This window comes from Brevundimonas sp. GW821-FHT12C05 (assembly GCF_058807475.1).
The window spans coordinates 729,246-748,538 of the sequence record NZ_JBXAQS010000001.1; the positions used below are offsets into that span (position 1 = coordinate 729,246).

Sequence of the window (19,293 nt, forward strand, 5' to 3'; positions counted from 1 at the left end):
GTCTAGAGCGTCAGCACGACCTTGCCGACGTGGCCGCCCGCCTCAAGCCTGAGGTGGGCGGCCGACGCCCGTTCCAGGGGGAAGACCGCCTCGACCGGCGGCCGCAGGGCGCCCGAGACGACCCAGGGCCAGGCCTTGGCCTCGACCGCCGCGATCAGCCGCGCCTTTTCGTCCGCCGGACGGGCGCGCAGGGTCGAACCGGTCAACACGATCCGCTTCATCATCAGCTTGAGCAGGTCGATCTGCACCGCCGCGCCGGTCAGGGTGGCGATGACGACCCAGCGCCCGAACGGCTTCAGCACCGCCTGATTGAGTTCGGCGTACTCGGCGCCCAGCATGTCCAGCACCACGTCGACGCCGCCGAAGTCGCGGATGGCGTCGGCCATGTCGCCGGTCGTGGCGTCGAGACTCAGGTCGGCGCCCAGCGCTCGGGCGGCCTCCGCCTTGGCCGCGCCGCGCGAGGTGGCGATGACCGTCGCGCCCGCCGCCTTGGCCATCTGGATGGCGGTGACGCCGATGCCGCTGGTCGCGCCGTGGATCAGCAGGGTCTCACCGGCCTTCAACGCGCCCGCCTCGAAGACATTGGCGAAGACGGTGCAGACGGTCTCGGGCAGGGCGGCGGCCTGGACGAAATCGAGACCCTCCGGGACAGGCAGGGCGTGGCGGGCGTCGACCACGGCGTATTCGGCGTAGCCCCCGCCCCCCAGAAGGGCGCAGACGCGGTCGCCGACGGCCCAGCGTCCCGCGCCGGGACCGACCTGATCCACCTCGCCCGCGACCTCCAGCCCCAGCAGATCGGGCGCGCCGGGCGGCGGCGGGTACATGCCCAGGCGCTGGAGCAGATCGGGACGGTTCACGCCGGCGGCGCGCACCCGGATGCGGATCTGGCCGGGCCCGGCGACCGGATCGGGCCGTTCGGAGAGGGTCAGGGCCTCGGCCGGACCGGCGCCCCCCGCGATTTCGATCACCCGCATCCGCTGTTCCCGTCCTTGCAATCGTCCGTGTCCGGGCGTTCAGATAGGGGGTTACGTCCCTGATGGCCACGAAGGAGGCGGCAGTGTTCGAGGATCTTGAGCCGCGCCCGGCGCGCGGCGCGCCCCTGATCGCACTGACACGGGAGGACCTGGACGGCTATTCCGTCGAGGACTTGAAGGAGCGGATCGCCGCGCTGGAGGCGGAGGTCGCCCGGTCGCAGGCGGCCATCGACGGCAAGTCCTCGCAACGTAACGCCGCGGATGCGTTGTTCAATTTCCGCAGCTGAGGGTTTTCCCCCGTTACGGGTATGGCACAGGCGTTGCAGTCGGCTGTCTGTCCGCGCGCAACCGTGCCGGCCATGATACGGATGCTGGCACTCCATGAGTTTGGTTGAGTTTATGTCCACCGACGACACGACCCTTCTGACGCCTTCGGGCCGCAGCCGCGAAGCGGTGGTGGACGATTTCGCGCGCTCGGAGCTGTTTGACCGCACCTTCCGCGAGGGGATGGAGCTGGTCGAGGAGACTGCCGCCTATCTGGACGGGGACGGACGCCGGGAATCCAAGCTGCTGTCGCGCGCCGCCGCCCTGGCCTATGCGGGCGAGAGCATGAAGCTGACCACCCGGCTGATGCAGATCGCTTCGTGGCTGCTGGTGCAGCGGGCCGTGCGGGAAGGGGACATGAGCGCCCTGGCCGCCTGCGAGCCGCGCTACCGCCTGACCGAGCGCAAGGTCGAGGCCGAGCCGACTCATGGCGAACTGCCCATCGCCCTGGTCGAGTACCTGGTGCGCTCCGAGCGGCTGTACGACCGCGTGGTGCACCTGGATCGCAAGATGTACCTGGACGCGCCCGAGGAAGAGGCGATCAACCCGGTGCAGAGCCAGCTGGACCGGCTGGCGGCGGCGTTTCGCCAGTGAAGCGCGGCTGGCGGCTGTTGATCGCCCTGGGCGCAGCGGTCCTGATCCTGGCCGGGCTGGCGGCCGCCTGGGTGGTGAGCGAGCGTTCGCTGATCATCATCGAGAACCGGAGCACGGCGCCGCTGACCCTGTCGGTCGAGACGGTCAACGCGGGCCAGTTCTCCTGGACCGGCGAGCTGGCGCCGCGTCGCCGCGTGCTGAAGACCGCCCGCTTCTCGGACAACAGCTTCATCGTGATGTGCCGCGACGAGAGCGGCATTCACCGGACGCGAGGCGGTTACGTCACCTCAGGCCTTCCGCAGCGGATCGACATCGCCGCCGCCAGCTGCGCCGCGATTCAGATCGACGTGCGGACGATCCCTTAGAAGACCTTACGGCCCGACGTCGTTGGCGTCGCGGCCGCGGCCGTCGTCCACCGGCTTGGGCAGGCTGACGCCGATGCCGAGGGCGTCGGCCAGCTTGGCGTCCCGTTCGTAGACATCCTCGCGGAAGGCGACGCGGCCCTGGCCGTCGACGAAGGCGGTCCAGTAGAGCAGGCGCACGCCGATCTCGCGGCCGGTCTGGATGCGCTTGGTCTCGCGGGTGTCCTGGGCCGTGTCGAACTGGGCCAGCAGGGCGGGATCGGGCGACAGCAGCAGACGGGCGAAGTCGACGGCGTTCTGGACCCGCACGCAGCCGTGGCTGCGCTGGCGCATGGCCAGGTTGAAGGCCGCCTTGGACGGGGTGTCGTGCAGGAAGATGGCGTAGCTGTCGCGCAGCTCGAACTTCACATAGCCGAGCGCGGCCGTCGGGCCGGCGCGCTGGATGACCGTGCCGTTCTGGACGTACATGTTCTGGCTGGCCAGGTAGCCGGGGCCGCGCGGCAGGATCTCGTTGCGGGCGATCGAGGCCGGCACGTACCAGGGCGGATTGGCCACGACCGAGGCGAACGGCTTCTCCAGGCTGGGCGTCTGGTTGCTGGGCGAACCGCAGACGACGCGGTTGGAGTGCACCGGCCGGCCGTCTTTCCAGTAGACCATGATGGCGGCGGCGGTGTTGACCTCGATGCGCTCGGGATTGACCTCGCGCTTGAGCCAGCGGCGGCGTTCCAGGTTCAGGGCGATCTGGCGGGCGCGATCCTCGGCCGAGGCCGAGAGCGAACGCTGGCTGCCGGTGCCGATGCGGCCGTCGGCGACGAGGCCGTGGCGGACCTGGAAGCTGCGCATGCCGGCTTCGAGGTCGGGGCCGTAGACCGGGCCCATGGCCGCGATGCGGGCGCCGTCGGCGGCCGAGAGGTCGCCCTCGGCCACGAGGCGCTGGACGATGATCGGAACGCGGGGGTCGCTGCCGCCCGGCTCGATGTTCGCGCCGATGCGGAAGGCGGGCCAGCCGCCGTTGTCGCGGATCAGGCGGCGATAGCGGACATAGCCGGCCGACAGGTTGGAATAGCCGATGTCGGTCGGGGCCAGGCCCTCGAACCAGTCGAGCAGGCGGCTGGAGGCCAGGGCGTCGTTCAGCCCGGCGGGCAGATCGACGCGGTTCTTCTGCATCTCCCACAGGTCCTCGACCGCCTCGGGGCGGACGCGGCCTTCGGCGAGGACGCGGGCGTAGGTCATGGCCGCGGCGGTGGTCTTCATCTCCGCAGCGTCGCGGTCGGCGGCCAGGGCGGGGAAGTCGAAGAAGTCGGCCTGCGACAGGCCGTGGCGCTCGGCCCGGCCCGCGGCGGCCTGCAGGGCGCGCAGGCGGTCGGCGGTCCACACCGGACGCCAGCCGTTCAGCTCGTAGAAGGCGCGCACGTCGGGCTGGAGGGTGGCGGGCAGGCGGGCCAGCTGATCGTTGAAGCTGTCGTAGAAGGCGACCGCGCCCGGATCGCGGGTCTGCGCCAGCGCGCTCGCGCCGAACGAGGACGCCAGCGCCGAAACCGCCGCGCCCAGACCCAGTTGCCTTCGATTCATCACGTCGCTCTTCGTCCGTTCCGTCGCACGGACCCAACGCCCACGCCCCGAAAGCCCAACGCAGACGACATTATCGGCGTTCCGGCCAAACAGAAAGGCGTCGGTCCGGAGACCGACGCCTTCTTGTCGTCTTGCACCTGCGGTGTGGCTGGAAAGCCAGACCGGAAGCGGCTTACTTCTTGATGAAGCCGGCGAACTTGTTGTTGAAGCGCGAGACGCGGCCGCCGCGGTCCAGCATGTGCTGGTTGCCGCCGGTCCAGGCCGGGTGCGTCGACGGATCGATGTCCAGGTTCAGGGTCGCGCCCTCTTTCCCGTAGGTCGAACGGGTCTGATAGCTGGTGCCATCGGTCATCACCACGGTGATGAAGTGGTAGTCGGGGTGCGTATCCGCCTTCATGGTCGTCGTCCGGTCTCTGCGCGATGACGAATGCCGACCGTCGGTGCGCGTAAAATGAGAAACCCGCCACGGAAGCGGCGGGAATGAGCGGCGGCGTTTACACCGGGGGGCGTTCCGGGGCAAGAGGCGCGGCCATGACCGAAACCTCCGCACCGATCGCCGACGCCCCTGACCTTCGCGGACGGCCGGGCGCCGGCGCGGTCCTGGCCGAGCAGATGGCCGAGGCGGGCGACCGCCGCGAGAAGCGCCGCGACATCCGTCCGCTGGCCCGGCTGCTGCCCTACGCCCTGCGCCACAAGGGCCATCTGACCATGGCGGCCTTCTGGCTGATCGTGTCGACGGCGACCTCGCTGAGCCTGACGGCGGCGGCGCGCGGGGCCATCGACCACGGGTTCGAGAACGGCGGCGCGGGCCTGAACCTGTGGTTCCTGATGCTGGGCGCCAACGCCCTGTTCCTCGGCGTCGCCACGGCGGTGCGCTATTTCTACGTGACCAAGACCGGCGAGCGCGTCGTGGCCGACCTGCGCAAGGGGCTGTTCGACCGCATCCTGACGCTGGACCCGGCCTTCTATGCGAAGATCCGCACCGGAGAGGTGCTGAGCCGCCTGACCACGGACATCGCCCTGGTCGAGACCCTGATGACGACCTCGGTGTCGTTCGCCCTGCGCAACTTCCTGACCCTGGTGGGCGGGACCATCCTGCTGTTCGTAGTCAGTCCCAAGCTGACCGGCCTGGTGCTGCTGGTGGTGCCGCTGCTGCTGGGGCCGATCTTCCTGTTCGGGCGCCGGGTGCGCAAGCTGACCGTGGCGACCCAGGACCGGTTCGCCAACGCGGTCGGCTTCGCCGGCGAGAGCGTCGACGCCATCGAGACGGTGCAGGCCTTCGGCCGCGTCGCCAGCGCGGTGGCCCGGTTCGGCGCGGCGGTCGAGGACGCCTTCAACACCTCCCTGATCCGCATGCGGGCGCGGGCCCTGATGACGGCCATGATCATCGTGGTGATGTTCGGCGGCGTGACCCTGGTGCTGTGGCTGGGCGCGCAGGACGTAATCGCCGGGCGGATGAGCCCGGGGGCGCTGCTGCAGTTCGTGCTGTTGTCGGTCTTCGCCGCGGGCGCCGTGGGCGCCCTGGGCGAGAGCTGGGGCGACGTGCAGAAGGCCGCCGGGGCCATGGAGCGGATCGACGAGCTGATGCGGGCCCAGACGGCCATCGCCGCGCCGGACCAGCCCATCGCCCTGCCGGAGCCGCCGGTGGGCGAGGTGTCGATGTCGGCGGTGCAGTTCGCCTATCCGGGTCGGCCCGATCTGCCGGCGCTGAAGGGCTTCAGCCTTACCGTGCGGCCGGGCGAGACCGTGGCCCTGGTCGGGCCGTCGGGGGCGGGCAAGTCGACCGTCTTCCGCCTGCTGCTGCGCTTCTACGATCCGCAGGGCGGGGTGGTGTCGGTGGACGGGGTGGACGTGCGCGAAGCCGATCCGGTGGCGGTGCGCGGCCGCTTCGCCTGGGTCTCGCAGGAGGCGCCCCTGTTCTCGGGTTCCGCCAATGAAAACATCCGTTTCGGGCGGGAAACGGCGAGCGAGGAGGAGGTCCGCGCGGCGGCCGGAAAGGCGCAGGCGCTGGGCTTCATCGAGGCCCTGCCCGAGCAGTTCGACACCCCGCTGGGCGAGCGCGGCAAGAGCCTGTCGGGCGGCCAGCGGCAGCGTCTGGCCATCGCCCGGGCCCTGGTCCGCGAAGCCCCGATCCTGCTGCTGGACGAGGCGACGTCGGCGCTGGACGCCGAGAACGAGCGGTTGGTGCAGACGGCGCTGGACCAGGCCATGGAAGACCGCACGACCATCGTCATCGCCCACCGCCTGGCCACCGTGCTGCGCGCCGACCGCATCGTGGTGATGGAGGACGGCAAGGTGGTCGAGGAGGGGACGCATACGGCCCTGATCGCCAAGGGCGGGCTGTATGCGCGGCTGGCGGAGCTGCAGTTCCGGGCGGAGTGAGGGCGACGCGCTCACTTGCCCATCGCCTTGAACGGGCGATGGAGAGGTGAGCCGTGTGCCGGTTTCGGGGTCAGACGCCGCTTCATCGTCGCCATCGCCCTTCGCGGAAGGTCCGGCGGCGGTCGGGATGGGGCATGGAGGTCGGAACGGTCGGCTCGAAACCTTTTTCCGGCGTTCCAGAAAAAAGCGAGTGCGAAGAGTGCGGATCGTCGCGCAACCGTCTGGCCTTCAGGCGGGCGGCGAAACGGAGCGCGCGCAAGGCTTTTCTGACGACCCGGCCCCAGTCGCGGACGGCGCGGGGGCGACCCTGACGACGGGCTGCGGCCGCCTGGACCACGGCGAAGCGATGGATCGCCGGCACGTCCGGAGAGCCGTCATCGAGGAGAAACTGGCTGATCATGCCCGGGCAGGATGACAGACCGGTGCGTCAAAAGCGGACGTAAGGGCGTCCGGGCGACGGACCGGGCGTGGAAGTCAGGCCGAGGTCCCTACGACCCGTCGCGGACCGTCAGACGGCCATGCGATCGATCAGGGGGCGGGCCTTGAGGGCGGCGATGGCGCGATTGATTCCGTCGAACACCGGGCCAGCGTCTTCCTCCATCTCGGCGTAGGCCCGCTCGAACTCCGCGTCCAGACGATCGAGCAGGGCCAATTGTTCGCGGCCCCTGGCGGTGAGCTCGATCAGAATGACGCGCTGGTCGTCGGGACAGGGGCGGCGGCTGACCAGGTCCAATTTGAGCAGCTTGGGGATCTTCTGCTGGATGAGCTGGTGTGAGCGGTCCAGCGCGCGCACGAGATCGGCGGCGGAGACCGGGCCGAGCATCGCGATGGCGGTCATCAAAGACGAAGACCTGACCGGAATGACGATGCCGGCCCGCTGGAACACCTGCGCCGACTGCTGCTCGATCAGGTCGCTCAGCTGCTCGCTCAGGCGGCCCAGGAAGGTGCGGTCCAACTCGATCATTCGCCCCACGGCTCCCTAATTCAGGCGGCGATAAGCGGCTGTCTCGCCAGACTTCCACACGCGTTCGAGGCCGCTCACCCGACCATTTTCTCGCACCAGCCGGAACCGGTAGTCATCCGTTCCCTGGACCGCAAACAGATCCTTGCCGATCGGATCAAGCGCGAGAACGAAGCGATCACGCCAGTGGTAGGCCAGGCCGGTCGCGGTGCGAACGAGCGTCCGTCCTTCGTAGGCTCCGGCCGCCTCATCCAGGTCCGAGGGAGTCACGGGTGGGCCCGAGATCGCGAACTCGACGGGAGCGAGGGCCCAGCGCGCCTCGGCGTCGCCCGCTTCCGCCCGGCTTTTCAGCAGGAACCGCTGCGCCGCCAGAAGGGCGTCCGAGGCGGGCACGGCCAGGTCGGGGGTGACGCCGACGCCCTCGAAATCCTTTCCGGTGACCGGATCGCGGATTTCACCGAACGGCACCTGCAGCATGAACCGGTCGTCGATCGGCACGCGGGTGACCGGATGGGCGCCGCCGGCGGTCTGTTCGCCGATGACGGTCGCGCGGCCGAGCCGCTGCAGCGAGAACGCCATCCATTCGGCGGAGGAGAAGGAGGTCGATCCGGTCAGCACCACGACCGGGAGGGTCCTCGACCGTTCGCCGGGCACGGCGGCGAGGCTCCACTGGCTCCGCTCCACACGCGCGCCGTTCTCATTGTAGAAATAGTCAAAGAATTTCTGATCCTTGCCTGCCGGATAGAGGTAGCTCATCAGGAATTGCGCCATCTCCAGGACGCCGCCGTTGTTGTAGCGAAGATCGATGATGAGCCCCTGGGCGCCTTCGGCGAACCGCATGGCCCCGGCGGCGATCTCCTGGGCGTATTGCGGGTCGGCGAAGAAATCGAACCGGATATAGGTCAGTCCGCCGTCCAGCCGGCGAGCGTCGTGGAAGCCGAAATTGGCCGCCCGCTCGCTATCGCGCTGGGCCTGGGTGGTCGTGTCGCCGGCGGATTTCGCCCGGCGGTCGGCGACGACGGCGTCCGGATCGAACTCCACCGAGAAGTGGAGGTCGTTGCTCGCCTTGACCAATCCCTGCGCGAGGCTGGCGGCGAACGGCTCGCTGTCGATCGGCTCGGACTGAACCCGTCTGTCCAGTTCGGCGGATATGGCGGGGATGCGGTCGGGGAAGACGTAGTTCTCGCGCAGCGCCGTCTCGAGGCGGGCGACCAACTGCCGCTGCGCCTCCCGATCAAGGGTCTGGGCGGCGACTGACGCCGGGGCCAGGGTCGCGATCGCCAACAGGCAGGCGAAGAGGCGGAGGAACATCGGGAGGCCTACTGTAAAATATATTGCGCAATATGTTGTATTAAAGTGCGCTGTCAACCGGCCGCCGGCGCCGATCCGAGGAGCGCCGATGATGGCGGGGTGGAAATTACCGCGAGTTCAGTGGGCGTCGGCTCCCGGCCTCGCTACACGAAGACCAGTTTGATTCTAGGTTTTTAACCGGAGGGGCGGCGCGTGCGGAGAGTTCATTGGGGTTTGTCGACGATGATTCTGGCCGGTCTGGCCGCCCTCGCGACTGCCTCCGCCGCCGAGGAGGCGACGCCGCCGGCCTTCCAGGCCCGCCTCGCTCAGGCGGTCGCGCCCCTGGACGTCGGTCCGGCCGGGTTCTCGGGCGCGGGCGCGGCCACGCTTTCCGACGCCGTCGCCGCCAGCCGTTACGTCCTGATCGGCGAGAGCCATATGAGCCGGGAGGTCCCCGCGTTCACGACCCAGATCTGCCGCCTGATGGCGCCGGCCGGGCTGACCGCCATGGCCATCGAGACCGGTCCGGAGGCCGCCCGCGTCGTGGATTCGGTGATGCGGTCAGAGGATCGCGAAGCCCGGATCGCCGCGTTCATGCGCAGCCATCCGGACGGGATGGCTTTCTTCAGCGGGCGCGATGAAGTCCGGATGGCGGGCGACTGCGCAGCCGCCGCCGGCCCGGACTTCGCGCTGTGGGGCCTCGACCAGGAATTCCTCGGTTCCAGCGGCCACCTGCTTGAGGAGATGCTCGCCGCCCGCCCCGGCCCCGTCGCGCGCGCCGCCCTGACCGGACTGGCCGCCCAGGATCAGGAGGCGACCGCCGCGGCGCTCGTCTCGGGCTCCCCCGGCGACCTGTTCCTGTTGTCGGTCACGCAGGAGGCGCTTGACCGGGCGGCGGCCGCCGTCTCGCAGGACGGGGGGGAACGCGTCCAGTATCTGTTCGGCCTGCTGACGGAGACCCGCGCCATCTATCTGGCGTCGCAGAGCCGACAGGGCGACCCCAACGGGCGCCGGGCGCGGCTGATGAAGCGCACCCTGGCGGCCCATCTCGCGGACAATCCCGGCGCGCGGGTCCTGATGAAGTTCGGCGCCTGGCATTTCTACAAGTCGCTCAATCCGCTCGATCAACGAGACCTCGGCGCCTATGTGGCCGAGCGGGCGGACGGCGAAGGCGTCGCGGCCCTGCATATCATCGTGCTCGGGGCCAGAGGCACCGAAGCCGGCTATAGCGGCGTCGGACGCCCCCAAGCCGTCAGCGCGTTCGACATGATGGATGACGAAGGCCCGGATTGGCGCAAGGACGTCACCCTTGCGCGACCGGCTGACGTCTCGCCGGACTCCTGGATGCTGGTTGATCTGCGCAAGCTCAGGTCCGAGGGTCTGGCGTCGGCGCCGCAGGAATGGCGTCAGCTGGCACTGGGCTATGACATCGCCATTCTGGCCCCGACATTCACCGCCTCCAGCCTGCTCGGCGTCGAGGAGACGGCGGCGCCCTGATCAGCCCGTCAGCGCCGGATCCAGGTATTTCAGGTTCGCCTCGCGCACCTTCGCGGCCGCCTCGTCATAGAGGAAGGGCAGGAAGGCGAAGCGTTCGCCGCGGGTGACCGGCGTGGCCTCGTGCAGGATCGAGCAGGAGAAGACGCAGGCGCCGCCGGGGGGCGGGCGGTAGGTGCGGTCGCCGAACTCGGGGAAGCGCAGGTCGCCGCCGTCGTAGTCGCCGTTCAGGTTGATCGAGACCGCGAACCGGCGGTGAGCGGTGCCCTTGGTGGTGTTGTCGCGGTGCGGGCGGAAGAAGCCGCCGGTCTCGGCGTCATAGCGGGCGACCAGATAGCGCTCGATCCGGGTAGGCTTGAAGCTGAAGGCCTTTTCGATCTGCGGGATCAGGCGCCGGTTCAGCCGCGCCACGACCTGTTTCTGCAGGGCGTCCTCCTCGACCAGGACGTCCGAGCGGCGCTTGTGCTGGTCGTTCATGACCAGGGTGGTGACGCCGTCGATCTCGCGCATGAAGCCGGAGGGCTCGCCGCCGGTCCGGCGATACAGGGCGATCAGCTGCTCGCAGAAGCCGGGCTCGAAGATGCGCGGCGTGACCAGGACGGGGGCCGTGCCGGGAAAGCCGCCGTGACGGTTCGGCGGCGGCAGTCCGGCGAGGCGGTCGAGCAGGGCCTCGGCGCCTTCCGCCCCGACCATGCCCATGACGTGCAGGGCCGGATCGATCAGGACCCAGTGCTCGGCGTCCCGCGCGCCATAGAGGGCGGCGGCCTCGCCGGCCTCGTCGAACAGGAAGCGGAGGCCGGGCAGGCTGTCCTGGCGGTCGGCCCGGGCCTCGTCGGGGCCGACGATCAGGATGAAGGCGCTGGCGTGCTTGTCGTCGAAGGCGGCGCGGCGGGCCTCGATCAGCGCGGCCGCCCGTTCGACCGCCGGGCCCGCGGGCGCGATGGCGAGCAGCAGGTAGCGGCCCGCGGCGGTGTCGAAGACGTAGCGCGGATTGTTGACGCCTTGGGTCGAGAAGGTCGGGGCGGGATCGCCGAACAGCAGGGCCATCCCGGCACGATGCGCGGGATGGCCCTGCAATTTCAAGCGCGAAGGATCAGCCGGCGGGCTGGAACACGCCGCAGGCGATGCGGGCGCCGGCGCCGCCGATGGGCTGGCTGACGTAGTCGTCCGGGTTGGCGTGGACGACGAAGGACAGGCCGTTGCCGTCGACATAGTCGCTTTCGTGGGCGTCCAGACCTTCCCAGGCCAGGTAGACGTCGGCGTTGGCGGTGCCGTCGGCGGCGGCGTGGATGTTCTGCAGGTCGCCCAGGTCCGGGCCGCCGCTCTTGTTCAGCAGGCCGTGGGGACGGGCGCCCTCGGCGTGGTTCACGTGCCCGCCGGCCGAGGTGAAGGCCGGAGCCTCGCAGGTGCCGACGGCGTGCAGGTGCACCGCGTGCCAGCCGGCCGGCCAGCCCTTGCCCTCGACCCGGAAGATCATCCCCATGGGACCTTCATAGCCGGTCACCGTGCCGGCGTCGGAACCGTCGGCGGTCTTGAGCGCGGCGGTCACCACGGGTTGCGGCGCGGGCGCGGGGGCGGGGGCCGGCGTCTGGGCCAGGGCCCCGGCGGCGCCCACGAGGAGGGGTGTGGCGATGAGGGCGGCGAGGAGGCGCTGGCGCATGGTTGAAAATCCCTGTGTGTAAGCCTGGAACCTGGGCGATCCTTTTGCTTAAGGAGACCCTGGATGCTAGAAAACCGGATAGCGGATCACGTTCCGATTCCGGCCATTTAAAGCCCGATTTCCTTGACCGACGACACCTACGAAAACGCCGCAGCCCCGGCGGGCGGCGACATCTCCACCATCACCATCGAAGACGAGCTGCGCCGCTCGTATCTCGACTACGCCATGAGCGTGATCGTGAGCCGGGCGCTGCCGGACGCGCGCGACGGGCTGAAGCCCGTGCACCGCCGCATCCTGTACTCGATGCACGACCTGAAGATGTCGCCCGAGAAGTCGTATTCGAAGTGCGCCCGCGTGGTCGGCGACGTGCTGGGCCGCTTCCACCCGCACGGCGACGCCTCGGTCTATATGGCGCTGGTCCGCATGGCCCAGCCGTTCTCGATGGGCCTGATGCTGGTCGACGGCCAGGGGAACTTCGGTTCGGTCGACGGCGATATGCCCGCCTCGATGCGATACACCGAGGCCAAGATGGCCCCGGCCGCCGTGGCGTTGCTGGCCGACATCGACAAGGACACCGTCGATTTCCAACCGAACTACGACGAGAAGGAGCTGGAGCCGGTCGTCCTGCCCAGCCGCATTCCGAACCTGCTGGTGAACGGCGCGGGCGGCATCGCCGTCGGCATGGCCACCAACATCCCGCCGCATAATCTGGGCGAGGTCGTCGAGGCGGCGGTGGCGCTGCTGGACGACGCCAACATCAGCGACGACGCCCTGCTGGACATCGTGCCCGGCCCCGACTTCCCGACCGGCGGCGAGATCATGGGCCGCACGGCGCCGCGCAACGCGCTGCGCGACGGCCGCGGCTCGGTCATCGTGCGCGGCAAGGCTTCGATCGAGACGATCCGCAAGGACCGCGAAGCCATCGTGGTCACCGAGCTGCCGTTCCAGGTCAACAAACAGACCCTGATCGAACGGATCGTCGAACTGGTGCGCGAGAAGCGCATCGAAGGCATCGCCGACGTGCGCGACGAGTCCGACCGCGATGGCATGCGGATGGTCATCGAGCTGAAGCGCGACGCGTCCGGCGACGTGGTGCTGAACCAGCTGTGGCGCTTCACCGCCATGCAGTCGTCGTTCGGCGTGAACATGCTGGCCCTGAACCACGGCCGCCCGGAGCAGATGGGCCTGCGCGACCTGCTGCAGATCTTCCTGGACTTCCGCGAAGAGGTGGTTGTCCGCCGCACCAAGTACGAACTGGCCAAGGCCCGCGACCGCGGCCACGTGTTGGTCGGTCTGGCCGTGGCCGTGGCCAACATCGACGAAGTGATCCACATCATCCGCTCGTCGGCCGATCCGACCGAGGCGCGCGAGCGTCTGCAGGCCAAGTCCTGGCCGGTGGGCGACATGATCGCCCTGGTCGAGCTGATCGCCGATCCGCGCTCGATGCTGGTCGACGGCGACAAGCTGAACCTGACCGATGAGCAGGCCCGGGCCATCCTGTCGCTGACCCTGAGCCGCCTGACCGGCCTGGGCCGTGACGACATCTTCGCCGAGGCCCGCGCCCTGGCCGAGACGATCCAGGAACACCTGACGCTGCTGTCGGACCGCGCCAACATCCTGGCCGTGATCCGCGCCGACCTGATCGCCGTGAAGGATGAGTTCGCCGTGCCGCGCCGCACCCTGATCGGGGAAGGCGACGGCGAGATGGAGGACGAGGACCTGATCCCGCGCGAGGACATGGTCGTCACGGTCACCCACGGCGGCTACGTCAAGCGCGTGGCGCTGAACGCCTATCGGACCCAGCATCGCGGCGGCAAGGGCCGCTCGGGCGTGGCGATGAAGGAGGACGACGCCGTGGTCGGCGTGTTCTCGGCCTCGACCCACACGCCGGTGCTGTTCTTCGCCACCAACGGCAAGGCCTACAAGCTGAAGACCTGGCGTCTGCCGCTGGGCAATCCGCAGTCGCGCGGCAAGGCGTTTGTGAACCTGCTGCCGATCGAACCGGGCGACAGCATCATGAACGTGCTGCCCCTGCCCGAGAACGAGGCGGAGTGGGGTGAATACGACATCATGTTCGCCACCAGCTCGGGCGACGTGCGCCGCAACAAGCTGTCGGACTTCGCCACGGTCAACCGCGCCGGCAAGATCGCGATGAAGCTGGAAGACGGCGACCGCATGGTCGGCGTGGCCCTGTGCACCGCCGAGGACGACGTCATGCTGACGACCGCCCTGGGTCGGGCGATCCGCTTCAAGGCCGACGACGTGCGCGTCTTCAAGGGCCGGGATTCGACCGGGGTGCGCGGCGTGCGTCTGCAGGCCGGGGACGAGGTCATCTCCATGGCCGTGCTGGGCCGCGTGGACGCCACGCCGGAAGAGCGCGCCGCCTACGTCAAGCACGCCAACGCCATGCGCAAGGCGCTGGCCGGCGCCGACAGCGAGGATGAGGCGCCCGCCGTCGAGGCTGACGATGAAGCCGTCGCCGACGCCGCCCTGACGGTCGAGCGGATCGCCGAACTGGGCGCCGCCGAGCAGTTCATCCTGACGGTCACCGAGACCGGCTTCGGCAAGCGTTCCTCGGCCTATGAGTATCGCCGCACGGGTCGCGGCGGGCAGGGGCTGACGGCGCACGGCCTGGGCGGCCGCGCGGGCACGCGCCTGACGGCCTCCTTCCCGGTCGAGGAAAGCGACGACCTGCTGATGGTCACCTCGGGCGGGCAGATGATCCGCACGCCGATGGAGCAGGTCCGGATCGTCAGCCGCTCGAGCCAGGGCGTCACCATCTTCAAGACCGCCGACGGCGAGAAGGTCGTCTCGGTCGAACGTCTGCCGGACTCCGGCGGCGGCGATGACGACGGGATCGAGGGCGAAGCCGGCGAGATCGAGGGCGGCGAGGGCGAGGCCTGACCCCGTCCTTCCGGATCGACGGGGAACCGGCCAGCGTCGAGACGCTGGCCCCCGTGCTGATGTCGAACTACGGCGCCTTCACCTCGATGCAGGTCGAGGACGGCGCCGTGCGCGGGCTGGACCTGCATCTGGACCGGCTGGAGCACGAGGCGCTGATGCTGTTCGGCGTGGTCGTGCCCGAGGCGAGGCTGCGCGCCCACATGCGGGCGGCGCTGGCGGGGCATGAGGGGCGGCGCAGCCTGCGGGTGCAGCTGTTCCTGGAGACCGTCACCTTGCGCGTGCCCGACGCCATGGGCGAGCCCGGCGTGCTGACCGTGGTCTCTGATCCGGCCAATCCCCTGTGCGATCCGCTGCGACTGCAGACGCAGGACTATGCCCGCGAGGCGCCGGACCTGAAGCACAACGCCACCTTCGGTCTGACCCGCGCACGGCGGATGGCCAAGGCGTCGAGTTTTGATGACGCCCTGTTCGTGGGTCCCGACGGCCTGGTGTCCGAGGGAAGCATCTGGAACATCGGCTTCGTCGAGGACGGACGGATCGTCTGGCCCCGGGCGCAGATGCTGCGCGGGACGGGGCAGGCGCTGCTGCAGAACGGGCTGGATCTGGTCGGGCTGGACAGCGAGACGCGGCCGATCGATCGCGGCGCGCTGGCGGGCTTCCGGCAGGCCTTCATCTGCAACAGCGCGACGCCGGCCTGCCCGGTCGGGAACATCGACGGACGATCCCTGGATGTGGACCCCGCGCTGATCGACCGGCTGCAGGCCGCCTGGGCGTCGAACGCGCCGCAGACGATCTAGGCCGTCGGTTTCGCACCTGCTAAACCGGACCAAAGTCGGGGAGGACTTCGATGCGCATAGGCCTGTATCCGGGCACGTTCGACCCGATCACCAACGGGCATATGGACATCATCGGCCGGGCGGTGAAGCTGGTCGACCGGCTGGTCATCGGCGTCGCCAAGAACGACGACAAGGGTCCGTTGTTCTCGACCGCCGAGCGTGTCGAGATGGTCCGGGGCGAGGTGGCGAGGTTCGGCGACAAGGTCGAGGTGCGGCCGTTCTCGAGCCTGCTGATGCATTTCGCCGAGGAACTGGACGCGACGATGATCGTGCGCGGCCTGCGCGCCGTCGCCGACTTTGAGTACGAGTTCCAGATGACGGCGATGAACCAGCGCCTCAATGCCGACATCGAGACCGTCTTCCTGATGGCCGACCCGCGGCATCAGGCGATCGCCTCGCGGCTGGTCAAGGAAATCGCCCGGTTGGGCGGAGATATCGGAAGTTTCGTCAGCCCGGCCGTCGCGGCCGCGGTGCTGGACAGGGTCAAGGACTAGAATGCGTATCAAGACGATCCTCGCGGCGGCTGTGTCGGCCGCCTTGCTGACCGGTGCGACCGCCCCGGCGGCCCTGTCGCAGACGGCGGCGCCCGCCGCGGAATGGCGCACGATCGCGCCGGAAAACCTGCTGATCATCGACACCGCCAAGGGCCGGATCGTGGTCGAGCTGGATCCGCGCGTGGCGCCCCAATCGGTCGAGCGGGTGCGCACCCTAGCCGACCGCGGCTTCTATGACGGACTGAAATTCCACCGGGTGATCGAGGGCTTCATGGCCCAGACCGGCGATCCCCTGGGCACCGGTGAAGGCAGCAGCGAACTGCCCGACGTGCCCGGCGAATTCGCGTTCCGGCGTGGCCGCGCCGACGGGTTCGTCGCCACCGCGCCGGGCAATGGAAGCACACAGATGGGGATCATCGGCTCCATGCCCGTCGAGACCCAGCCGGACGCCCAGATGATGGTGACCGCCGACTTCAAGACCCCGGCCATCGGCCTGTTCTGCACCGGCGTCGTGGGCATGGCCCGCGCCAATGATCCGAACAGCGCCAACAGCCAGTTCTACATCATGACCGGCCCCAATGCGTCGCTGAACGGAACCTATACGCCGTTCGGCCGGGTGCTGGCCGGACTGGACGCGGCCAAGGCGCTGAAGGCCGGGGATCGCGCCAACAACGGCCAGGTGACCGATCCCGACGTGATGACCCGCGTGCGGACCGCGGCGGCCCTGCCGGAAGGACAGCGGCCCACCGCGCGGGTCATGGTTCCGACCAGCCCGGCCTTCGCCGCCCAGGTCGCCGAGGCTCGCACTCGGCTGGGCCTGCGCTTCACCGTCTGCGACGTGCAGCCGACCGCCGAAGTCACCGGCGGCTGAGCCGGACGCAAGGGGAGGGGACCATGAGACTGACGCTCGCACGATCGCTCGTACTGGCCGCCGTGGCGGCGCTGTCCGCGGGCTCCGCCCTGGCCCAGGACGCGGGCGGCCCGCCGCCGCCGCCTCCGGCCCCCACGCCCCAGACCACGATCGCCGAAAGCGACTGGCGCGCCGTCGCGCCCGAGAACCTGCTGGTCATCGACACGACCAAGGGCCGCGTCCTGGTCGAGATGACGCCGCAGATCGCGCCCCTGCATGTCGAGCGTATCCGCCTGCTGGCCCATAACGGCTTCTTCGACGGCCTGCTGTGGCACCGGGTGATCGACTGGTTCATGGCCCAGACCGGCGACCCGCTGGGCAGCGGCGAGGGCCAGAGCGCCTATCCCGACCTGAAGGCCGAGTTCACCTTCCGCCGCGACCCGGCCATGCCGTTCGCCGCCGTGGCCGAGCCCGCCGGGGCGCGAGTCGGCTTCCTGGGCGCCCTGCCGGTCCAGACCCAGCCCGACGCCGCCTTCGCCCAGACCGGCGACGGCAAGGTGCACGGCTGGGGCCTGTACTGCCCGGGCGTGGTCGGCATGGCCCGCGACGAGGGCAATGACACCGCCAACAGCCAGTTCTTCATCATGCGCCAGGCCTATCCGGCGCTGGACAAGCGCTACACCATCTGGGGCGTGACGGTGTCGGGGCTGGACGTGGTCCGGTCGCTGCAGGTCGGAGACGGCGAGAACGGCATGATGGCCTCGGCCCAGCCGGACCGCATGACCCGGGTGCGCGTGGCCGCCGACATTCCCGCCGCCGAGCGGCCGACGGTGCAGGTGCTGGCCACCGGCTCCGAGCGCTTCCGCACCCTGGTGACCGAGGCCCGCGCGGCGCGTGGGGCCGATTTCTCGGTCTGCGACGTGACCCTGCCGGTTCAGGTGACCGGGGGCTGAGCGCCGCCGCGGCCGCGTCCCCGCCGGCGCTTGCGGCGGGGCGGCTTGCGGTCTTCGCGCATGCGCTGGAGCAGCAGGCCCTCGCGCAGGCCGCGGTCGGCGACGCGTACGCGCTCTGACGGCCAGGCGCGCTGCACCGCTTCCATGATGGCGGCTCCGGCCAGAACCAGGTCGGCGCGGTCTGGACCGATGCAGGATTCCGCCGCCCGGCCCTCTGGTCCCAGAGCCTTCAGCCGTTCCGCCGCCGCCTCGCAGTCGCCGCGCGTCATCCACAGGCCGTCGACCAGATTGCGCTGGTAGCGATGCAGGCCCAGGTGGATGCCCGCCAGGCTGGTGATCGCGCCCGAGGTGCCGACCAGATGGGCGCGGCCCTGGACGAAGACCTCGCGCAGGGCCGGATTGACCGGCGTGTCGGCGATGGCGGCGCCCATGTCGGCCACCATGGCTTCATACCAGGGGGTCAGGTCGCCGCCGATCGGCTCGGGGTGACGCTCGGCCAGGGTGACGACGCCGATGGGCGCCGAAATCCAGCCCTCCAGCGCGAAGCCCGCGGCGCTGCGGCGCAGCCAGCTGAGCTCGGTCGAGCCGCCGCCGACATCGACGACCAGAATGGCCTCGGCGCTGGGATCGAACAGGTTCAGGCAGCCCTGGACGGCCAGCCGGGCCTCCTCGACCGGGTCGATGATGCGAAGCTTCAGGCCCGTGCCCTGCCGCACCCGTTCGATGAAGGCCGCGCCGTTCTCGGCCTGGCGGCAGGCCTGGGTGGCGACGGCCATCAGGCGCGACGGGTCGATCCCGCGCTTGGCGACGCGTTCGCCGCACAGCACCAGGGCCTCATAGGCCCGCTCCATGGCCGCGTCGTCCAGCCGGCCGGTGCGCGACAGGCCTTCGCCGAGGCGAACGATTCGGCTGAAGGAATCGACGACGCGAAAGCCGTCCTTCGCCGCTCGGGCGATGAGCAGACGGCAGTTGTTGGTCCCCAGATCGAGGGCGCCGTAGAGCGGCGCTTCACGACCTGACGCCCCCGGTCCGCCGGGCGCGCCGCCGCGGGCGCGCTCTCCGTCGGATCGACGGGCCTGGGACCGGCGGCGCGAGGGGGCGCCTTCGGTCTCCGGCATGGCCGAATCTTTCAAGGTGGGCGGTCCGGAACGGCGCCCGTCCCGAACAGCCTAGACCGCGAAACTCGTCCGCGCCAAGCGTGTCTGTCGCGAAAATGAACGGCGGTCACATGATCCGGCTCAGGTTCGGGAGCGTAGCTGTGATGGCATGACCCATCCTGTCTCAGCCCGTTTCGGCCTCGGCCAGATCGTTCGGCATCGTTCCGCGGGGTTTCGCGGCGTGGTGATCGACGTGGACCCCGTCTTCGCCGGGCAGCCCGGCGCGACTGGCGCGATCTCCCCGAACCAGCCCTTCTATCAGGTGCTGGCGCTGGGGAGCGACGGCGGCTTCATGGCCTATGCGTCCGAGGATTCGCTGGAGCACGACCCCGAGCTGTCGACCCTGACCCGGGACGCGGAGGAGCGCTATTTCACCGTCGACGCCCGCGGTCGTCACGCGCCGCGCGAGCAGGCGATCCATTGACGCGGCTGACACCGCTGGCGCGCGCCCGCGCCGGGTTCTAGATTGTCGGGAAGGGGCCGCCA

Annotated in this window: 20 protein-coding genes; 11 read left to right on the forward strand and 9 right to left on the reverse strand. The window is 69.8% G+C overall.

Annotated features, from left to right (window positions below; all coding sequences use genetic code 11):
* Positions 1-2: 2 nt before the first annotated feature.
* Positions 3-974 carry an NAD(P)H-quinone oxidoreductase gene (locus tag AC1RRF_RS03350; RefSeq protein WP_492832793.1) on the reverse strand — a complete coding sequence of 324 codons (972 nt, stop codon included), beginning with the start codon at positions 972-974 and terminating at the stop codon, positions 3-5.
* Positions 975-1,036: 62 nt separating this feature from the next.
* On the opposite strand from AC1RRF_RS03350, the gene AC1RRF_RS03355 reads away from it, so the two are divergent.
* The 3 genes from AC1RRF_RS03355 to AC1RRF_RS03365 all read left to right on the forward strand — a co-directional run bounded on the left by AC1RRF_RS03355 (position 1,037) and on the right by AC1RRF_RS03365 (position 2,257).
* Positions 1,037-1,261 (forward strand): DUF1192 domain-containing protein, encoded by a 225-nt coding sequence (locus AC1RRF_RS03355; protein ID WP_492832795.1) that lies wholly within the window; start codon positions 1,037-1,039, stop codon positions 1,259-1,261.
* A gap of 112 nt (positions 1,262-1,373) precedes the next feature.
* Positions 1,374-1,892 carry a protease adaptor protein RcdA gene (gene rcdA / locus AC1RRF_RS03360; RefSeq protein WP_492832797.1) on the forward strand — a complete coding sequence of 173 codons (519 nt, stop codon included), beginning with the start codon at positions 1,374-1,376 and terminating at the stop codon, positions 1,890-1,892.
* On the forward strand, positions 1,889-2,257 hold the full coding sequence (locus AC1RRF_RS03365; protein WP_492832799.1) for a hypothetical protein: 369 nt from the start codon (positions 1,889-1,891) through the stop codon (positions 2,255-2,257). The genes rcdA and AC1RRF_RS03365 overlap by 4 nt, the downstream gene beginning before the upstream one ends.
* Positions 2,258-2,263: 6 nt before the next feature.
* On the opposite strand, the gene AC1RRF_RS03370 is transcribed toward AC1RRF_RS03365, so the two are convergent.
* The gene (locus AC1RRF_RS03370) at positions 2,264-3,826 is read right to left on the reverse strand and encodes a L,D-transpeptidase family protein (protein ID WP_492832801.1); all 1,563 of its coding nucleotides are present in this window, start codon (positions 3,824-3,826) and stop codon (positions 2,264-2,266) included.
* Positions 3,827-3,998: 172 nt separating this feature from the next.
* Positions 3,999-4,223, reverse strand: a complete 225-nt coding sequence (gene rpmE, locus AC1RRF_RS03375) for a 50S ribosomal protein L31 (protein WP_291833002.1) — start codon at positions 4,221-4,223, stop codon at positions 3,999-4,001.
* 134 nt (positions 4,224-4,357) lie between these two features.
* On the opposite strand from rpmE, the gene AC1RRF_RS03380 reads away from it, so the two are divergent.
* Positions 4,358-6,208 carry an ABC transporter transmembrane domain-containing protein gene (locus AC1RRF_RS03380; protein WP_492832803.1) on the forward strand — a complete coding sequence of 617 codons (1,851 nt, stop codon included), beginning with the start codon at positions 4,358-4,360 and terminating at the stop codon, positions 6,206-6,208.
* 82 nt (positions 6,209-6,290) lie between these two features.
* Here the strand turns inward: AC1RRF_RS03380 and AC1RRF_RS03385 are convergent, their stop codons facing one another.
* From AC1RRF_RS03385 to AC1RRF_RS03395, 3 genes are all read right to left on the reverse strand, one after another.
* Positions 6,291-6,608: a hypothetical protein gene (locus AC1RRF_RS03385; protein WP_492832805.1), complete on the reverse strand. Its 318-nt coding sequence runs from the start codon at positions 6,606-6,608 to the stop codon at positions 6,291-6,293.
* Positions 6,609-6,716: 108 nt separating this feature from the next.
* Positions 6,717-7,172, reverse strand: a complete 456-nt coding sequence (locus AC1RRF_RS03390; protein ID WP_492832807.1) for a MarR family transcriptional regulator — start codon at positions 7,170-7,172, stop codon at positions 6,717-6,719.
* Between the two features lie 15 nt (positions 7,173-7,187).
* Positions 7,188-8,480 (reverse strand): S41 family peptidase, encoded by a 1,293-nt coding sequence (locus AC1RRF_RS03395; protein WP_492832809.1) that lies wholly within the window; start codon positions 8,478-8,480, stop codon positions 7,188-7,190.
* Between the two features lie 213 nt (positions 8,481-8,693).
* On the opposite strand from AC1RRF_RS03395, the gene AC1RRF_RS03400 reads away from it, so the two are divergent.
* Positions 8,694-9,956 carry a hypothetical protein gene (locus tag AC1RRF_RS03400; protein WP_492832811.1) on the forward strand — a complete coding sequence of 421 codons (1,263 nt, stop codon included), beginning with the start codon at positions 8,694-8,696 and terminating at the stop codon, positions 9,954-9,956.
* Here the strand turns inward: AC1RRF_RS03400 and AC1RRF_RS03405 are convergent, their stop codons facing one another.
* Both AC1RRF_RS03405 and AC1RRF_RS03410 read right to left on the reverse strand, forming a co-directional pair.
* Positions 9,957-11,000: a 2OG-Fe(II) oxygenase family protein gene (locus AC1RRF_RS03405; RefSeq protein WP_492832813.1), complete on the reverse strand. Its 1,044-nt coding sequence runs from the start codon at positions 10,998-11,000 to the stop codon at positions 9,957-9,959. It lies immediately after the preceding gene.
* 46 nt (positions 11,001-11,046) lie between these two features.
* Positions 11,047-11,613 (reverse strand): superoxide dismutase family protein, encoded by a 567-nt coding sequence (locus AC1RRF_RS03410; RefSeq protein WP_492832814.1) that lies wholly within the window; start codon positions 11,611-11,613, stop codon positions 11,047-11,049.
* 123 nt (positions 11,614-11,736) lie between these two features.
* Between AC1RRF_RS03410 and gyrA the strand changes: the two genes are divergently transcribed.
* Genes gyrA through AC1RRF_RS03435 form a run of 5 tightly spaced genes read left to right on the forward strand, consistent with a single transcriptional unit; the run spans position 11,737 to position 17,650 of the window.
* On the forward strand, positions 11,737-14,517 hold the full coding sequence (gyrA, locus tag AC1RRF_RS03415) for a DNA gyrase subunit A (protein ID WP_492832816.1): 2,781 nt from the start codon (positions 11,737-11,739) through the stop codon (positions 14,515-14,517).
* A 14-nt stretch (positions 14,518-14,531) separates the two neighbouring features.
* The gene (locus tag AC1RRF_RS03420; RefSeq protein ID WP_492834135.1) at positions 14,532-15,314 is read left to right on the forward strand and encodes an aminotransferase class IV; all 783 of its coding nucleotides are present in this window, start codon (positions 14,532-14,534) and stop codon (positions 15,312-15,314) included.
* Between the two features lie 50 nt (positions 15,315-15,364).
* Positions 15,365-15,847, forward strand: a complete 483-nt coding sequence (gene coaD, locus AC1RRF_RS03425; protein ID WP_492832818.1) for a pantetheine-phosphate adenylyltransferase — start codon at positions 15,365-15,367, stop codon at positions 15,845-15,847.
* Between the two features lies 1 nt (position 15,848).
* Positions 15,849-16,718 (forward strand): peptidylprolyl isomerase, encoded by an 870-nt coding sequence (locus tag AC1RRF_RS03430; RefSeq protein WP_492832820.1) that lies wholly within the window; start codon positions 15,849-15,851, stop codon positions 16,716-16,718.
* 23 nt (positions 16,719-16,741) lie between these two features.
* The gene (locus AC1RRF_RS03435) at positions 16,742-17,650 is read left to right on the forward strand and encodes a peptidylprolyl isomerase (protein ID WP_492832821.1); all 909 of its coding nucleotides are present in this window, start codon (positions 16,742-16,744) and stop codon (positions 17,648-17,650) included.
* Here AC1RRF_RS03435 and AC1RRF_RS03440 read toward each other — a convergent pair.
* Positions 17,632-18,768 (reverse strand): Ppx/GppA phosphatase family protein, encoded by a 1,137-nt coding sequence (locus AC1RRF_RS03440; protein ID WP_492832823.1) that lies wholly within the window; start codon positions 18,766-18,768, stop codon positions 17,632-17,634. The two genes, AC1RRF_RS03435 and AC1RRF_RS03440, sit on opposite strands and share 19 nt — an antisense overlap.
* A gap of 148 nt (positions 18,769-18,916) precedes the next feature.
* Here AC1RRF_RS03440 and hspQ point away from each other — a divergent pair, with 148 nt between their 5' ends.
* Positions 18,917-19,231 (forward strand): heat shock protein HspQ, encoded by a 315-nt coding sequence (gene hspQ / locus AC1RRF_RS03445; RefSeq protein ID WP_492832825.1) that lies wholly within the window; start codon positions 18,917-18,919, stop codon positions 19,229-19,231.
* Positions 19,232-19,293 lie beyond the last annotated feature (62 nt).

What these genes read in the sequence shown, in the direction of transcription:
- AC1RRF_RS03350 (WP_492832793.1), bottom strand. Translation starts at nt 974, where the DNA reads ATGCGGGTGATCGAAATCGCGGGGGGCGCCGGTCCGGCCGAGGCCCTG.
- AC1RRF_RS03355 (WP_492832795.1), top strand. Translation starts at nt 1,037, where the DNA reads ATGGCCACGAAGGAGGCGGCAGTGTTCGAGGATCTTGAGCCGCGCCCG.
- rcdA (WP_492832797.1), top strand. Translation starts at nt 1,374, where the DNA reads ATGTCCACCGACGACACGACCCTTCTGACGCCTTCGGGCCGCAGCCGC.
- AC1RRF_RS03370 (WP_492832801.1), bottom strand. Translation starts at nt 3,826, where the DNA reads ATGAATCGAAGGCAACTGGGTCTGGGCGCGGCGGTTTCGGCGCTGGCG.
- rpmE (WP_291833002.1), bottom strand. Translation starts at nt 4,223, where the DNA reads ATGAAGGCGGATACGCACCCCGACTACCACTTCATCACCGTGGTGATG.
- AC1RRF_RS03380 (WP_492832803.1), top strand. Translation starts at nt 4,358, where the DNA reads ATGACCGAAACCTCCGCACCGATCGCCGACGCCCCTGACCTTCGCGGA.
- AC1RRF_RS03385 (WP_492832805.1), bottom strand. Translation starts at nt 6,608, where the DNA reads ATGATCAGCCAGTTTCTCCTCGATGACGGCTCTCCGGACGTGCCGGCG.
- AC1RRF_RS03390 (WP_492832807.1), bottom strand. Translation starts at nt 7,172, where the DNA reads ATGATCGAGTTGGACCGCACCTTCCTGGGCCGCCTGAGCGAGCAGCTG.
- AC1RRF_RS03395 (WP_492832809.1), bottom strand. Translation starts at nt 8,480, where the DNA reads ATGTTCCTCCGCCTCTTCGCCTGCCTGTTGGCGATCGCGACCCTGGCC.
- AC1RRF_RS03405 (WP_492832813.1), bottom strand. Translation starts at nt 11,000, where the DNA reads ATGGCCCTGCTGTTCGGCGATCCCGCCCCGACCTTCTCGACCCAAGGC.
- AC1RRF_RS03410 (WP_492832814.1), bottom strand. Translation starts at nt 11,613, where the DNA reads ATGCGCCAGCGCCTCCTCGCCGCCCTCATCGCCACACCCCTCCTCGTG.
- coaD (WP_492832818.1), top strand. Translation starts at nt 15,365, where the DNA reads ATGCGCATAGGCCTGTATCCGGGCACGTTCGACCCGATCACCAACGGG.
- AC1RRF_RS03430 (WP_492832820.1), top strand. Translation starts at nt 15,849, where the DNA reads ATGCGTATCAAGACGATCCTCGCGGCGGCTGTGTCGGCCGCCTTGCTG.
- AC1RRF_RS03435 (WP_492832821.1), top strand. Translation starts at nt 16,742, where the DNA reads ATGAGACTGACGCTCGCACGATCGCTCGTACTGGCCGCCGTGGCGGCG.
- AC1RRF_RS03440 (WP_492832823.1), bottom strand. Translation starts at nt 18,768, where the DNA reads ATGCCGGAGACCGAAGGCGCCCCCTCGCGCCGCCGGTCCCAGGCCCGT.
- hspQ (WP_492832825.1), top strand. Translation starts at nt 18,917, where the DNA reads ATGACCCATCCTGTCTCAGCCCGTTTCGGCCTCGGCCAGATCGTTCGG.